Origin of the sequence: Thalassotalea sp. HSM 43 (assembly GCF_004752005.1) — a bacterium.
In the GTDB taxonomy this organism is placed as follows: domain Bacteria; phylum Pseudomonadota; class Gammaproteobacteria; order Enterobacterales; family Alteromonadaceae; genus Thalassotalea_A.
Genome location: NZ_CP038493.1, coordinates 45,625 through 61,587 on the forward strand (window position 1 = coordinate 45,625; position 15,963 = coordinate 61,587).

11 protein-coding genes and 1 riboswitch are annotated in these 15,963 nt (G+C 42.6%); of the genes, 5 read left to right on the forward strand and 6 right to left on the reverse strand.

Annotated features, from left to right (window positions below; all coding sequences use genetic code 11):
* Positions 1-304: 304 nt before the first annotated feature.
* Complete coding sequence (locus E2K93_RS00240; RefSeq protein WP_135440357.1) at positions 305-937, forward strand: NAD(P)H-dependent oxidoreductase; 633 nt, start codon at positions 305-307, stop codon at positions 935-937.
* Complete coding sequence (locus E2K93_RS00245) at positions 934-2,853, forward strand: monovalent cation:proton antiporter-2 (CPA2) family protein (protein ID WP_135437157.1); 1,920 nt, start codon at positions 934-936, stop codon at positions 2,851-2,853. Before E2K93_RS00240 ends, E2K93_RS00245 begins: the two co-directional genes overlap by 4 nt.
* Positions 2,854-3,020: 167 nt before the next feature.
* Here the strand turns inward: E2K93_RS00245 and E2K93_RS00250 are convergent, their stop codons facing one another.
* The gene (locus tag E2K93_RS00250) at positions 3,021-4,328 is read right to left on the reverse strand and encodes an MFS transporter (protein ID WP_228445403.1); all 1,308 of its coding nucleotides are present in this window, start codon (positions 4,326-4,328) and stop codon (positions 3,021-3,023) included.
* A 334-nt stretch (positions 4,329-4,662) separates the two neighbouring features.
* Positions 4,663-7,281: a reprolysin-like metallopeptidase gene (locus E2K93_RS00255; RefSeq protein WP_135437158.1), complete on the reverse strand. Its 2,619-nt coding sequence runs from the start codon at positions 7,279-7,281 to the stop codon at positions 4,663-4,665.
* Positions 7,282-7,619: 338 nt separating this feature from the next.
* On the opposite strand from E2K93_RS00255, the gene sbcB reads away from it, so the two are divergent.
* Positions 7,620-9,065: an exodeoxyribonuclease I gene (gene sbcB, locus E2K93_RS00260; protein ID WP_135437159.1), complete on the forward strand. Its 1,446-nt coding sequence runs from the start codon at positions 7,620-7,622 to the stop codon at positions 9,063-9,065.
* 109 nt (positions 9,066-9,174) lie between these two features.
* On the opposite strand, the gene E2K93_RS00265 is transcribed toward sbcB, so the two are convergent.
* On the reverse strand, positions 9,175-10,044 hold the full coding sequence (locus tag E2K93_RS00265) for an NAD(P)-dependent oxidoreductase (protein WP_135437160.1): 870 nt from the start codon (positions 10,042-10,044) through the stop codon (positions 9,175-9,177).
* A gap of 130 nt (positions 10,045-10,174) precedes the next feature.
* Here E2K93_RS00265 and E2K93_RS00270 point away from each other — a divergent pair, with 130 nt between their 5' ends.
* Positions 10,175-10,654 (forward strand): glutathione peroxidase, encoded by a 480-nt coding sequence (locus tag E2K93_RS00270; protein WP_135437161.1) that lies wholly within the window; start codon positions 10,175-10,177, stop codon positions 10,652-10,654.
* Between the two features lie 222 nt (positions 10,655-10,876).
* Here the strand turns inward: E2K93_RS00270 and lysC are convergent, their stop codons facing one another.
* Entirely contained in the window at positions 10,877-12,217 is a 1,341-nt protein-coding gene (gene lysC / locus E2K93_RS00275; protein WP_135437162.1) for a lysine-sensitive aspartokinase 3, read from the reverse strand.
* Positions 12,218-12,362: 145 nt separating this feature from the next.
* A riboswitch (Lysine riboswitch) is annotated at positions 12,363-12,537 on the reverse strand.
* Between the two features lie 208 nt (positions 12,538-12,745).
* Between lysC and E2K93_RS00280 the strand changes: the two genes are divergently transcribed.
* Positions 12,746-13,492: an ElyC/SanA/YdcF family protein gene (locus E2K93_RS00280; RefSeq protein WP_135437163.1), complete on the forward strand. Its 747-nt coding sequence runs from the start codon at positions 12,746-12,748 to the stop codon at positions 13,490-13,492.
* Between the two features lie 38 nt (positions 13,493-13,530).
* On the opposite strand, the gene E2K93_RS00285 is transcribed toward E2K93_RS00280, so the two are convergent.
* The gene (locus E2K93_RS00285; RefSeq protein WP_135437164.1) at positions 13,531-13,914 is read right to left on the reverse strand and encodes a VOC family protein; all 384 of its coding nucleotides are present in this window, start codon (positions 13,912-13,914) and stop codon (positions 13,531-13,533) included.
* Between the two features lie 105 nt (positions 13,915-14,019).
* Positions 14,020-15,714 (reverse strand): SufS family cysteine desulfurase, encoded by a 1,695-nt coding sequence (locus E2K93_RS00290; protein WP_135437165.1) that lies wholly within the window; start codon positions 15,712-15,714, stop codon positions 14,020-14,022.
* Positions 15,715-15,963: the final 249 nt, after the last annotated feature.

Genomic DNA, 15,963 nt, shown 5'->3' on the forward strand with positions numbered 1-15,963 from the left:
CGCCGATTATCGGCGCTTTGTTGTTTTATAGGGTTAAACACGCCTTTATCTTCTACTTACTTTTTCTTTTCCTACTTTCCTACTTTACGACTTTCCTACTTTACGACTTTTCTACTTTACGACTTTTCTACTTTACGACTTTCCTACTTTCCTACTTTCCTACTTTCAGACGTTCCAGTTTGCTCATACATTAACGTTCTATTAGCCGCTAACTGGCAGGCAAATGCGCCACCAGTGGCAGACATTAGGATTTACAACAATAATTAGGTGTAATTTTTTACCGTTGAGTTGCTCAATTTACGCCATGGACAAATCCAACAAGATATTATTACTGTTCGCCCACCCTTCGCAGCGAAAATCCAGCGTCAATGTCCCCATATTTAAAAAAGCAAAAGAGTTAGATTTCGTTACTGCCGTCGACTTATACGCAGAGTACCCCAGATTTAACATCGACATTTCCAAAGAGCAACAACGTGTTGAAGAGCATCAAATCATCATCTTCCAGTTTCCATTTTATTGGTATTCGACCCCGTCGATATTGAAGGAATGGCAAGATCTGGTATTAGAATGGGGTTGGGCTTATGGTGCAACCGGCAACGCCTTGCGCGATAAAACCTTTATGTGTGCGATAACAACCGGTGCTAAGGAGGATGCATATAATCATGATGGCTTAAATCATTACACCATACGTGAATTATTGCAGCCTCTTAGGCAAACGGCGCGACTCACACAAATGCATTACCTACCGCCCTTTATGTTGTTCTCCAGCTTAAAAGCCAAAGATGAACACCGATTAGCGCCACACTTACAGCAATGGCAAAACCTATTATTGAATCTCCACCAAGGAGCATTTGACGTTAACCGCTTTAACGGCGTAAATATTATCAACTCGTTAATCGACGCCATGGCAACGCCAAATAGCGAGGGTAAGTCATGACAGGTTACTTTATTCAAGGTTTTATATATCTTGTTGCAGCGGTCATTTTTGTACCATTAGCAAAACGCTTGGGGTTAGGCTCTGTACTCGGTTATTTGATAGCCGGTGTCATTATCGGTCCATTAACAGGCATTGTTGGTCAAGAAACCATTACCATACAACACTTTGCTGAATTTGGTGTGGTGATGATGCTATTTTTGGTTGGCTTAGAGCTCGAGCCTAAAAATCTTTGGCAGATGCGCAATAAACTGATTGGCCTAGGCGGTATGCAAGTTGTTTTAACCACCCTTGCTGTAGCAGCCATTGCCTACTTTATCTTTTCCTTACAAGCGCAAACAGCGCTCGCCATTGGCTTATTGTTTTCGTTATCATCGACTGCGATTGTCTTGCAAACCTTCAGTGAAAAAGGCTTAACCAAAACCATCGGCGGTCAAAATGCGTTTTCGGTGTTATTAATGCAAGATATCGCCGTGATCCCGATGTTGGCATTCATTCCTTTACTTGCGCTACCTGAGTTAGTCCAAGCGAGTCAATCATTACAGCAAGCCGCAGAGCATCATGAAGAGATCAGCCTGGTGGCACACCTTCCCGGATGGGCTTATGCATTGACCATACTCGCCAGCATCACCGGCGTCTGTGTCGGAGGTTACTATCTAAGTCGGCCACTATTTCACTACGTCGCCAAATCTGGATTACGTGAAATTTTTGTCGCTACAGCTTTGTTATTGGTGGTAGGCATCGCCGCATTAATGAGCTTAGTCGGATTATCACCGGCACTTGGTACATTTTTGGCAGGTGTTGTTCTCGCCAACAGTGAGTTTCGCCACGAATTAGAAAGTAACATTGAGCCTTTTAAAGGGCTGTTACTCGGCTTATTCTTTATTACCGTTGGCGCCGGTATCGATTTCGGTCTGTTATTCAATAACATTTTTACCATTGTTGCTATCACATTGACCTTGATGTTGTTGAAAATGGCGATTTTAGCCGGTCTTGCAAAAACCTTTAAAATCCAGAAATCGGATACCTGGCTTGTCGCATTGAGCCTTGCTCAAGCCGGTGAATTTGGTTTCGTACTATTAAGCTTTTCAATACAAAACCACGTGCTACCAGCCGATATTGCCAGTACCTTACAGTTGGTTGTCGCCCTATCGATGTTTCTTACACCGTCACTGTTTATTTTTTACGATAAAGTTATTTTACCGCGCTATCAGCAATCAAATCAGTCAGAAGATTTTGATGATATCGATACCAGCGGTTGTGTGGTGATTGCCGGAGCTGGCCGTTTTGGTCAAATCGTTAATCGCTTAATGATCTCCAATGATATCACCACCGTTGTTATGGATTATGAGGTCGCACAAGTCGAAAATATCCGCAAAATAAATGTCAAAAGCTATTTTGGTGACGCCACTCGTCCAGACCTTTTGCACACCGCAGGCTTAGAAACCGCGCGATTATTTGTTATTGCCATAGATCGCAAAGAAGAAGCCGTTGAATTAACCAAATACGTTAAACATACCTACCCACACGTTAAAATATTAGTCCGCGCCTTTGATAAAGGTCACAGCTACGAGTTAAGTCAAGCCGGTGCCGATATCATCGTACCTGAGGTATTCTATTCTGCGGTGGAAATGGGCGCACAAGCCCTTAGAGAAATGGGTCATCATCCATTTGATGTCGAACAAAAACGCAATGCATACATTCATATTGACGAGCACGCATCTCGGCATTTATATGAAAACTGGTTAAAGCGCAGCGAAGGCGAACAATACGGCAATGACTTTATTCAACTGTTTATCGAGTTTGAAGAGAACATTATTAAAGCGATGAAGCATGATCGCATGGAAAATCATGATGTTACCGAACGTGGTTGGACACCACCACCTAAAGATTATCAGGATGAACTAGATAAGCAGTAAAATCAGAAGCTTACAAAGAAAAAGCCGAGCCAAAACCTACAAAAAAACAGTAACGCGTAACCGATACGGACCATATAAAAGGGTCAAATAACAAAAAAGCCAATAGGGTTCCAACTCTATTGGCTTTATTAGTCTTTTTTAACTTTAGCAGCTCAACATGATTGGCTTTATGGTTTTTGTCTTCGTAAAAACATAACCGTAATTCCCGCGAGAAATGACCCCGATGCCATAATCAACGCCACGGTTGTCAGCTCAAATCCTGCATTGAATAGAAAGCCTGGGATCATGGGCCCTAACACCGCGCCTCCACGACCAATACCTAACACTAAGCCAGAGCCAGATCCCAACACTGACGATGGAAACGATGACGCAAACAAGCCGAAAAACCCTGATATCGCTGCAAAGATAAACGCACCCGTAAAAAAGCCGATTTGTTTCATACTCGACAAGGTCTCAGTAAAGTATGGGAAACTGGCTACGCCGATTGCTGCAGCGATTAAACATAAAATCATCAGTGGCTTTATCGCCACAAACCTTGCTATTACCCCCATACCGACGGAACCAAGCACGCCACCTAAACTGATAACACCGAGCACTTGAGTTGCGCTAGATGCTGAATGGCCGAGGTCTGAGACTATGGTAGGTAACCATTTTACAAAGTAGTAATAGGTACCAACATTGGCGAAATAGGCAAAAATTAAAATACAGGTAATGAAAATCAATGAACCTTTAAACAAGCTTGCCGCGCCTACAGGTTCCGAATATTGTGAGTCTCTGGTTTGTAACGCTAATGGCACGGAATGTCTTAGCTTAGCCATAATGTTTTGAATACGTAATAGTGCCCCATCCGGGCGTTTACGTTCTAAAAAACTGATGCTTTCAGGGACAAGCGCGTAGACTAACGGAATAAATAATAGACTCATTGCCGCGCCTAGGTAAAAGGTAATGCGCCAATCGTATGTTTTAAGTAGCGGTGCTAAAAAGGTAGCCCCTAGATAAACACCAAAAGCAAATCCACCAGCCACCAGAGTGACCGCCAAAGAACGGTTCTTATTATTACAATAATCCGATGACGACGCGGTTGCCGTTGCCAGCAAACCACCAATGCCGATACCGGTAAAGACTCTTGCCGCGCCCAATACCCAAACATTTGGTGCTAACCCTGCTATGGCCATACCTAGTGTGACGATAGCTAAACCAATAAGCATGGTCGGTCTTCGCCCATGAGAATCCGCTACCGCGCCAAGAATGATTGAGCCTAAGGCCATACCGACTAATTCCAGTGGCAAAATAATGCCGAGAACCGCTTTCGATAAGCCCCATTCTGCTGTCATACCAGGCGCGGCAAAAGCAATCGCCAATACATCATAGCCATCAAGCGCCAATATACCGACGCAAATGGCGACTATATACCATTGTCTTAGTTTCATTGGCTCTTGCTTGATAATATCAAGAGCACTCGCTTGTGTTGTCATAACCTCTCCCATATAACAATTTTATTTGCCTGAGGTTTGTAACCTAAGGCTGTGCGCGTTTTTATTATTCGTTTTTAATATTTATTTTTATTGGTTACGCACAATTAAAAATTCATCATAGGGTTATTTTCATTAAAGAAACTGGTTATAAACGGCAATTATGATGCCAAAGTAAATGCAAACATGGCGACAGATGGCGATGTGAAAACCAAAAACCTTGCCGACAAACGTAAAAATCCCCCAACCATAAATGATTGAGGGATTAAAATACAACAATGTTAACGCTTAGCTCTTAACCCTTAGCTCTTAGTCCTTAGTCCTTAGTCCTTAGTCCTTAGTCCTTAGTCTCTAACCAATTATGAGCCAGTAATATCATGAATAGCCACAGCATAAATTGCCAGCTAAAACGGCCACCAGAATCATCATCATCGACCTTAACGGACACCGTCGCGGTCGCCTGACTGCCCGCATTGTCTTCTATGGTATAAGTAAACGTTTCAGTGCCACTAAAACCTGACGGAGGTGAATACAAAAATTCGCCATTATCGGGCGCTAAAACGCCTTGTCCTTGATAATCAAATGAGACGATTCGCAGCGCGTCATTTTCACCGGCTTCGATATCGGCATCGGTATCATTCGCCAACACATTAAGACTTATATTGTTGACGTCTTTATCAATACTGTAGCTGTCTTGATTGGCAACAGGGATATCATTAACCGGTTGGATATACACACTGATCGGATACGTAGGGCTATCTTCCTGACCATCGTTTACTTTTACAGTAATGGTTACATAGCCATTAACATGTTCGTCAAACGTGATGTTATTGTTGTCCACGCTATAACCATCGCCCGCTAAGATAATTAAGGTAAATTGTTGTGGGTATGAATTGTCCGCATCTTGTACGTATAAATCATTGAGATCGATTTCAATGAATTGATCTTCAATAATGGTAATTTGCTTTTGACCAATAATTTCTGGCACGGCATTGCGCGCTGAAGAATTTGATAAGGTAAACGCTTTTGACAAGGCAAAGAATGACGGCGTTGAACAAGCGACTTTAATGTGTGCTTGGTCAGTATTTATGTTTGGCACGGTCACCATTTCACTACCATCATTGGCTGTATCACGTGCGAGAAGGTAGTCAAAACTATTACCACCATTGGCAGAAAATAGAATATTCACTTGCTTGCATTGCACCTCACCTTGATCGGTGTTTGCGACTTGCCATTGTACAGGTGTCTGTCCTTCATCACTCAACACGGTTGATGCGTTTGGCATATCAATGGTAAACGGACCGGCATTATTATCGACTCGTACCTGGATATCCTCGATGGCAACACCACCACGTTGATCACGTGCTGTCACTTTAAAATTTAACGCGCGGCGAGTAGTTGGGTAATTTTCGCCAACCATTAATGTATTGCTGGTAATGCTTAACAGCGATGGAAAATAACGATACGACAGCGCCGACGGCTCAATCGAACGAAAAATAGGTCGAGAACCGTCATCTTTCATACCGTCTCGGTCAAATGACCCATTGCCTAAATCAAATTGATCGAAGCCATAGGTGATTACATCGCCATCAGCGTCGCTCGCTTGCGCCTCTATTACAAACGGGGTTTGTTTGGGGATCACAAAACTTGATGCGACTTGTAATTCAGGTTGGTTATTGCTTTGTTGCCAATCAACGCCGCAACTGTTGCCAATATCATATGGATCATCGGTCAAATATTGGCGTATTTCCAAAATCGAATTGACGTGAAAGTAATCATCTGAATTTTGCTGTAAGTTGGTATCATCACAAATACCCGCATAAGACATGATGGTAGAGCCGCTGCCAGGCTCATAAGCTGATTGTGAATAACGATTACCAGAGCACGAACCACTTAAACTATTAAAGCTATGTTCAGCGCCTAACTGATGCGCCAACTCGTGGGCCACAAAATCGATATAAAAACTGTCTAAGCTCGGGTTATTGTAGCCGCTCACCCCAACCGCTTTCCAAGCGCCTACATCGTGATCAGACAAACTAAACAAGTCATTATCACAAACCACTCCTACCCCGGCTAAACCACCAGCGCTGGTGGTCAGAACATGACCAATATCAAAATATTGATTACCAACCATTGTCGCTAATACTTTTGGGTTTTCATAAACATCGCCATCGTCATTTTCAAAAGGATCTTGGCTATGATCGTAGTTTCCCGCTTGATCTTCTGGCGCAATATAGAATCCGTTATCGATACGCTCAGACAAGACAAAATCGACCGCTAATTCACGGCTGTAGATTTCATTTATACGACTCACTAAATTGACAATAGCGACCAACACTTGTTGCTTACTGTTACCAAAATAAGCGCTGTATTCAGATGTTGTGGCAAAGGCAATTCGATAGGTTTTATTGACCGGTTCTAGATTGTCTTTAGCAGCAAGAGCGGTATCACCGCCTACTTTATTGCGTAGCATTTCATCTTTGATCAAACTCGATGTATTGGCACCGTTACGTTTTTCGCTGACACGATAGTAACCCGCCTGTTGCATCGGATCGATATAGGTTGTCTGGCCTTGATGACGAAGGGTTGCGTACAAACCATTGGGGCTCTGGGTTATTGAACCGAGTTTGACACCGGTTTTGATATTGACCGCATCGAAACTGCGAATATCAGGATATTTTTGTTGTAAATTTGCCGGTATCAGCCTATTTGATTTCAAACGCACATCGACAATAGTGCCGTTTATTAACGGCACACTAAACACTGCGTCAGCATGGATTGACGGGCTTGATTGATTTAGAGACAGCTGATAAACACGACTATCGGTTGCTTCAGCGAGTTCTACTTTCGCCGATGTTTGTTCAACCCAAACGGGTCCAGTGTCGCTGGCTGCGAATACATTTATTGAAAAGAATACAACAAACACAATGGCACAATTATTTTTTTTAAATGACATAGAGTTCTACAAGCAAAATAACACGAGAAAATGGATACAACTTGCATTAAAAAAGCTCAATTATTTGAGCCTTCTTGTTATTCAAGTATTGGTCAAAGCCGCGTATAACACAAAGTACAGAGCAGACTATTATTTAAATCTGTTATTATTCAATCGGTTAGACATTGTAAAATGGATGGTGAATTAACCTGTCGCAAATCAACTTTGACTCGTTAAAAAGCCAGCCTTAATTAGCGATTTTAAATAGACAGTATGATAGAGTTACAGCTCAGCATTTACGTTGGTTACCATCCAACGGACAAAAACAATAACGATAAACCAACAAGTTATAACAGCCGATGCAAACAGTACCCGAGCAATCTCAGCCAACCCTGCTATTCCATGACTATGAAACATGGGGCGTATCGCCTAAACTCGATAAGCCATCGCAATTTGCCGCCATTCGTACCGATCTTGATTTGAACATTATTGGTGAGCCTGAAGTATTTTACTGTCAACCACCGGCAGATTACTTGCCTAACCCAGTCGCCTGTTTGGTCACTGGGATCACACCGCAGAAAGCGCAACGTGACGGTGTAAGCGAGGCGGAGTTTGCGAAACGTATTCATCAACTCTTTAGCGTAGCCAATACCTGTGTGGTTGGTTATAACTCGATTCGTTTTGATGACGAAGTATCTCGCTATCTGTTTTATCGTAATTTCTATGACCCGTATGCCCGCGAATGGAAAAACAATAACAGTCGTTGGGACATTATTGACATGGCACGCATGTGTTACGCACTTGCACCAGAAGGCATAGAATGGCCCGTTGGTGATGACGGAAAAGTCAGTTTTCGACTCGAGTTATTGACCGCTGCAAACGGCATTAGCCACGAAGCAGCCCATGATGCGATGAGCGATGTCTATGCGACGATTGCTTTTGCCAAACTCATAAAAGAAAAGCAGCCTAAGCTGTATAATTTCATTTTTTCTATCAGAACCAAGCAAAAATGTGCCGAGCATATCAATGTCTATGAGATGGCACCTTTTCTGCACACCTCAGGCAAAATCGCTCGAGTTCAGCGTAACACCAGTTGGTTTATGCCTATCGATGTTGACCCGGTAAATAAAAACGCCATCAGTTGTATTGATTTATCTAAGGATATCTCGCCATTATTAGAACTTGATGCTGAACAGATCAAAGAACGTTTATACACTCGTCATGATGACTTAAAGGCTGAAGGAAAATTGCCTGTTGGGCTAAAACAAGTGCACATTAATAAATGCCCTGCTGTAGCACCAGCCAAAGTATTAACACCGGAGCGAGCGGCGTTAATCGGTATCGACAGAGAAGCCTGTTTAGAAAATTATAAGCGCATTAAACAGCACGCAGAAGAGATCAAAGATAAGTTACAACAGGTCTTTGTTCGAGATTTTGACGGCGTAAAAGATGATCCGGAATACGCCTTATATTCTGGCAGTTTTTTCTCTGCCGGTGATCGTGAAAAGATGAATGAAATTCTGCATATGCCAGCGGAGCAATTGGCCAGTTACCCTTTCAATTTTGCCGATGAACGACTCGACACCCTGCTGTTCCGTTATCGCGCTCGTAATTACCCTTGGACTTTGTCCGCAGAAGAACAACAAAAATGGCAGTTATACTGTCAGAACAAACTGCAGTTGGGTGAAAATGGCTTAAGCCTTGACGAATATATGATTGAAATTGAGAACCTAGTGCATGAGCATGAAAGCGATAGTGGCAAAATTGAGATATTAAAAGCGCTCTATCAGTATGTGCAAGGTTAATCTGGCAAATTGATACCTCAAGCTACCAGCCTTATTATTTAGATGAATCAAGCTCGTGGCGTGTTTAAATAAAAAAGGCAGCTCTAAGCTGCCTTTTTTATTGCTGATATTATTTATCTTTAAGTAATGCTATCAAGCTTGATGTATCCCAACGATTGCCACCCATGTCTTGCACTTGTTGATAAAAGCCATCAACCATTTTTGTCATCGGTAACTGAGCATTGTGTTTCTGCGCTTCTGCAAATGCGATAGACAAATCTTTACGCATCCAGTCAACGGCAAAGCCAAATTCATATTCGCCGGCATACATGGTTTTATAACGATTTTCCATTTGCCAGCTACCAGCAGCGCCTTTAGAAATGGTTTCAACCAAGGTTTCTGCATCCAAACCTGCTCGTTGGGCAAAATTTAGCGCTTCACTTAAGCCTTGTACCACACCTGCAATGCAAATTTGATTGGCCATCTTAGCAATTTGACCGTTACCTACCGGCCCCATTAACTGGCTAAATTTGGCGAATGACGCCATAACCGGCTGTGCTTGTTCAAACACCTGTTTCTCACCGCCACACATTACCGTTAACTGGCCATTTTCTGCACCAGCCTGACCGCCCGAAACCGGCGCATCTATAAATTCGATACCTTGCTGTTTTGCCGCAGCAGACAACTCTCGCGCCAGTTCTGCCGATGCCGTCGTGTGATCGACTAAGATAGCGCCTTGTTGCAGACCAGCTAGAACGCCGTCGTTGCCCAATACCACTTGACGCACATCATCATCATTGCCGACACAAACAAAGACAATATCGGCCTGCTCACTGGCAGACTTTGGTGTACTTGCAAAATTACCACCGTATTGTTCTGTCCACTGCTGTGCTTTGGCTGTGGTGCGGTTATATACAGTCACGTTATAACCGTTGTTTTGCAGGTGACCTGCCATTGGATAGCCCATAACGCCAAGACCAATAAAGGCAACGTTTTTCATAGTTTTTCTCTTACATGATATTCAGGTTTGAACAAAGCGCGTTAAGCTTTATCAGTTGTTTATATGTCAATGATAAATACGCACGAGTGTGCTAGTGTAATTGAAACAGTGATCAGACAACAATAAAAATATGAGTCAATTATACGATTTTAGTGTTACCAATAATAAAGGCGAAACCGTCCCGTTATTAAATTATCAAAACAAAGTGCTTTTAATTGTCAACACCGCGAGCGCATGTGGTTTTACCCCGCAATATGACGGTCTGGAGAATCTTTATCAGGCTTATAAAGACAAAGGTTTAGCGGTATTGGCATTTCCTTGTAATCAATTTGGTGAACAGGAAAAAGGCTCAGACGATGACATTCGCAATTTTTGTGATTTAAATTTTCATATTAACTTTGATTTATTTGCCAAAGTCGATGTCAATGGTGACAAAGCAGATCCGTTGTTTGATTATTTGACACAACAGGCGAAAGGTATTTTAGGCAGCAAAAAGATTAAATGGAATTTCACTAAGTTCCTGGTCAATCGCCAAGGCGAGGTGATCAAACGTTATGGTTCGATTGTTAAGCCTGAAAAAATTGCCAAAGATATTGAGCAGCTACTATAGATGCCCTACTCAATATTTAGAGCATTTTTCTGAGCACTGCTCTGTGGCTCGTTAACAATTGACGGCAGCTTAGACAAAAGAAAGCCAAGCAAAACCCACAGTAAAACCAAAAAAACAAAAACGCCTCACTTTGTGAGGCGTTTTTTTATATAAATTAAAGCTCAGTATTTAGTATAAGCTCTGCTCTACATAAGATTAGCTCAGTTGTAGAAACGCTTTGTCTTAAATAAACAATTTGTCGTGTAGGGTTTCAACCACTTGATTTGCATCGTTTTCTGCAACCAAGAAACACAGGTTATTGGCGCTTGCGCCGTGACAAATCATGCGCACGCTGACATCTTCAATGTGGTTAAACACGTTACTGCCTAGTTGTGTCGTCGATTGCAAATTATTGCCAACAATGGCAACGAGCGACAGCCCATGTTCTACCGTTACCTCACACAACTGCTCAAGTTCTTCCAACACTTGCTGATTAATCAAAGCTTGGGTAGAGCCGGTTGGGTTATCAAATGTTAACGCCACGGATATTTCTGAGGTGGTGATCAAGTCGACACTTAACTCATGCTTAGCCAATATCGCAAATACTTGCGCCAAAAAACCACTGGCATGTAACATCGCTGGACTCTTTACAGTAACCAGTGTTTGTTCTTTGCGCAGTGCAATCGCACGATAGGTTGGTTTTGATTCAACATGTTGACGGATTTGTGTGCCACCGGCTTGCGGTTCACGAGATGAACCAACAAACACAGGGATGTCCGATCGCATCGCAGGGATCAAGGTTGCCGGATGGAGAATTTTGGCGCCAAAGGTTGCCATTTCCGCCGCTTCACCAAAACTGATTTCAGGTATGGCGCGAGCCGAGCTCGCTATGCGTGGATCGGTGGTGAAAATCCCTACCACATCGGTCCATATCAATAAGTCATCAGCCTGACATGCTTCTGCTAATAGCGCTGCCGAATAATCTGAACCACCGCGCCCTAACGTTGTCGTATTGCCTAATCCGTCTTGACCGATAAATCCTTGTGTAACAATTACATGCTGTTGCAATAACGGCAACAATTGCTGCTCACAATTTAACGCCAATGCCTCAATATCAACCACAGCTTTACCGTATAGACTGTTAGTTCGCATCACTTGACGAACATCAAAGGTCAAACCATTAACGCCAATACTGCGCAGAACTTCGGCAAATAAAATCGAGCTCATGCGCTCACCACAGGCCAAAATAGAATCCGTGGTTTTTGCTGTTTGCAGTGTGTTTTGTTGCTCAACAAGTGCCGTTAAATGATCTAACACCTCGTCAATTTGACGATTTAAATGCAACTCTGCTGCTAATTGTTGCGTGATATTGTATTGAATACCGCGAATTTGATTAATGATTTCTTGCTGCTCTTGGTGCGATAGCAATTGTTGCGACAAAGTCACTAAATGATTGGTAACCCCAGCACTGGCTGATACCACAACCACTTTGGTGCTTTGGTTATCTTTGATGATGTTGGCGCAGCGCAACATAGCATCGTAATCGGCAACACTTGTACCGCCAAACTTGGCAACATTTAACATTTGAAATTCTCCCTAATTAACAGAACACCCTATTGCAACGTCAGTTTTTTAATACAATAACAGACTTCTAAAGCAATTGGCGCTGTTTATAAACTACATAAGGAAGAGCATGACTGATAAGCAAGGAATAGGAATCTTGACGTTTTCAGCCAGAAGCTCTCCACCATCTATTGGTGACAGTCATCAGGATTCAACCGTAATGACCGAATGTACTTTAACCACCTAAAGTAACACCCTCGGCATTAGTCCCCCTCAATGATTGTCACAAGCTGATGGTGCTTCAAATCATTTACCTGGCTAATGCTACCTCTTCTGGTGTTGTGTAGACAATTTGAGTAATAACTCTACAGCAACGCAAGCTATTAAACCTCAAGGGCGATACAAAAGCAATATGGTATCGACTAAAAATCTGCAAAATTAACATATTTTTGCAATTTTTCGTCGAGTTGTTAGGCAATTAGCGAGATTTACTTAGGTGCTTTATCAAAATTTCGGTTATGCTAAAAATAAACTTTTGATGGGCTTTTCATGGATTGGTTTTTATTAAAAAAACTTGTTGGTCAATTACTGCAACCAATGATCTTAATTTTATTTTTGATGCTGTTAGCGTTGCTGTTGTTTCATAGTCGACGACATGTTGCTCGCGTAAGCTTATTTCTTGCCACGTTGTTTTTGTTCGGTTTTTCCTTTATTGGTGTCAGCAACTCACTCATAGCCCCTTACGAGCAACGCTATCCAACCTTTAGCCAGCAGCAACAACGTTTAGACTATATTGTCATCTTAGGTTGCGCGCATACCAGTGACGACAACCTTGGCGCCTCGCAACAATTACAAATCTGCTCATTGCAACGTATGGTTGAAGGCATGCGTGTCGCCAACATGCACCCTGAAGCAACCATTATTACCTCCGGTGCGGCACTTTATGATAGCACCAGCAATGCACAAAAGGTGAAACAAGCACTGATTGAATTAGGGTTTAGTGGTGACATAATCACTAATGACAAAGCTAAAGATACCGAAGACGAAGCGATGTTATTAATGCCGCGGTTAACCAACACCCACTTTGCCCTTGTCACCAACGCCAATCATATGCCGAGAGCAATGACCTATTTTGAGCAACAAGGTTTGACGCCTACCGCCGCTCCTACCGGTTACTTTGTTAAACAGGGTGCGCTAAGTTGGCAGGACTACTTTCCTGACGCCAATCAATTGCATAAAACCGAGACGTTTTTTTACGAGTTTTTCGGTCAGCTATGGCAATGGCTTAAGTCATAACATACTGACGGTACGGCCCGCCCGTTTATAGCTGCAGATTAATCACTAAGAGGTTTTTCGCTCATAATGCCCACTAGATTGTCGCTTGGATCGCGAATAAAGCCGATCCACAGTTGATGATCTGACATGGTGGCGGCTAAGGCTGGGGCTCGCTCTATAGCGACATTGTGCTGTTGCAAATGCGCAAATGCTTGCTCTATATCATCGACTTTGTAGTAAATCACTGAGGTATGATGGTCGCGTTCTTCACCTTGTAATGTGGTGAGCATCAATCGAATATCGTTTAATTGGTAAAACGATAAGTTTTCACCGGCATCAAACAACAGCGGTAGTCCCATGATATCCTGGTAAAACGCTCTTGCCGCGTTTATATCAGTACAACAAATCGCAATCTGGCCGATGGCGTTAATATGTAAACTCATCTGTTTTCCTTTTCACGTTTTTTGTTTTAATGGAGCTAGCTTTAACGGAGCTAGCTTTTAACAGAGCTTGGTTTTAACCAATCTGTCGTTTTGCCAATCAATAACTTAACCTATTAAGGTATAGACGCTGTCGACAATTGCTCGCACACCATTACCCCGAGATGGACTTAAGTGTTGCATCAACCCTAAGCTTTGAAAAAACTCTGGCACCTTAGTTTTTTGAATTTGTACGGCGGTCTTGCCTTGAAATTGGCTTAAAATCACCACCATAAGACCACGTATTAGCCGAGCATCACTATCACCAATAAAATAAAAGCGATCGTTATACTTAACGACGTCTAACCAAGCATTGCTTTCACAACCAGAAATTAATATCTCATCACTACGACGCTGTTTATCTAAACGATGCAGTCGCTTAGACAATAGCATAATCACTCGATGCTTTTTATCCCAAGAATTTGCGTCGCTAAACTCAGCCAACACATCTGCTTCGCTGACATAATCAAACGGTTTATCATGCACCACCTGCGACCTAGAGTCTGTTTTAGTCCAATCCACATCGCTACTGTCTGCTTGTTGTAAGTTGCCATCGGCTTCAATACACGCCTTTAACGCGGCCAGTAAACGATCTATTTCAGACTTACTATTATACGGTGCAAGCGACACGCGAACGGAGCCTTGCAAGCCCATTCCCGCCAACAATGGCATAGCACAATGATGCCCCGCTCTCACCGCAATGCCTTTGCTGTCGAGAAAGCTGGCGACATCCTGATGATGTATACCCTCGATAACAAAGCTTAATAACGGAATATCAGGTGCGTCTGTAAATAATGGCGTGAGCTTTGCCAAGCTGGTCAATTGTTGATGCAGATAAACAGCAAGTTGAGATTCATAATCAGTGAAATTTTGGCTATGACCAAGCTCTGTTATCGCGCTTGATAAGCCCAGTACACCGGCAATATTAGGCGTGCCCGCTTCAAATTTGTGTGGCAGTTCATTAAATGTAGTCTGTTTGAATGACACCTGTTTGATCATCTCGCCGCCAAATTGATACGGCGGCATGCTCTCGAGTAGCTCGCGTTTACCATACAAGACACCAATGCCGGTTGGCGCAAACAATTTATGTCCAGAGAACACATAGAAGTCACAGTTTAGCTGTTGTACATCAACGTTAACATGGGCGATAGCCTGAGCACCATCGATCAATACCTTGGCACCATGTTGATGGCCAATGTCAATTAACGTCTTAATATCGTTTATCTTTCCGACAACATTTGAAATGTGATGGACGGCAAGGATTTTACATTTATAGGTGATCAAACACCTTGCTTGTGCAATATCAATGATGCCTTGTTTATTAACCGGCAGCACCACTAAATTAGCACCTTTTTTTAGCGCCAGTTGTTGCCAACAAACAATATTAGCGTGATGTTCAGCGGCAGAAACAACAATATCATCACCACGCTCGACAATCTGTTCGCCGAGGCTACTTGCCACCATATTAATGGCTTCGGTTGTGCCTTTGCTCCAAATGATCTCCGCCACGTCTTTGCCATGAATAAATTGTCTGACATTTTCTCGAGCAAGTTCATACGCGACAGTGGCTTGTGCACTTAACATATGAGAGCCACGATGCACATTGGCATTTTGCGTCGCGTAATATGTTTTTGCGGCATCAATGACGGCGTCGAATTTTTGCGTAGTCGCAGCGTTATCAAAGTAGATACTTTGATGTTTGCGCTCTAGCATTTCTATAAGAGGAAACTTTTTTCTAAATTCGGCAACATTAAATGACGTCATTAACTTGGCTGACAATACGCTATGAAACAAGATTACAGGATTATAACGCAGAACTTCTTATCGTTAACAGAATCTTTGCAATAAGTTTTTTAATTCATTTATACGCAAAGCAAAGGATCCTTGACTATGCTATACAGTCCAGATGGAGATATTTATTCTGGCGTTAATATGCTGTTTTCGAATGCGAAATTAAATATAAAGCCAAAATACAACTCTGGTTAGTCGCACCGTTCAAACGCTGTAGACGAG

Excerpts from the sequence above, each read along its gene's own strand:
- E2K93_RS00280 (WP_135437163.1), top strand. The coding sequence starts at position 12,746 with ATGGATTGGTTTTTATTAAAAAAACTTGTTGGTCAATTACTGCAACCA.
- E2K93_RS00245 (WP_135437157.1), top strand. The coding sequence starts at position 934 with ATGACAGGTTACTTTATTCAAGGTTTTATATATCTTGTTGCAGCGGTC.
- E2K93_RS00255 (WP_135437158.1), bottom strand. The coding sequence starts at position 7,281 with ATGTCATTTAAAAAAAATAATTGTGCCATTGTGTTTGTTGTATTCTTT.
- E2K93_RS00250 (WP_228445403.1), bottom strand. The coding sequence starts at position 4,328 with ATGACAACACAAGCGAGTGCTCTTGATATTATCAAGCAAGAGCCAATG.
- E2K93_RS00240 (WP_135440357.1), top strand. The coding sequence starts at position 305 with ATGGACAAATCCAACAAGATATTATTACTGTTCGCCCACCCTTCGCAG.
- E2K93_RS00270 (WP_135437161.1), top strand. The coding sequence starts at position 10,175 with ATGAGTCAATTATACGATTTTAGTGTTACCAATAATAAAGGCGAAACC.
- E2K93_RS00285 (WP_135437164.1), bottom strand. The coding sequence starts at position 13,914 with ATGAGTTTACATATTAACGCCATCGGCCAGATTGCGATTTGTTGTACT.
- lysC (WP_135437162.1), bottom strand. The coding sequence starts at position 12,217 with ATGTTAAATGTTGCCAAGTTTGGCGGTACAAGTGTTGCCGATTACGAT.
- sbcB (WP_135437159.1), top strand. The coding sequence starts at position 7,620 with ATGCAAACAGTACCCGAGCAATCTCAGCCAACCCTGCTATTCCATGAC.
- E2K93_RS00265 (WP_135437160.1), bottom strand. The coding sequence starts at position 10,044 with ATGAAAAACGTTGCCTTTATTGGTCTTGGCGTTATGGGCTATCCAATG.
- E2K93_RS00290 (WP_135437165.1), bottom strand. The coding sequence starts at position 15,714 with ATGACGTCATTTAATGTTGCCGAATTTAGAAAAAAGTTTCCTCTTATA.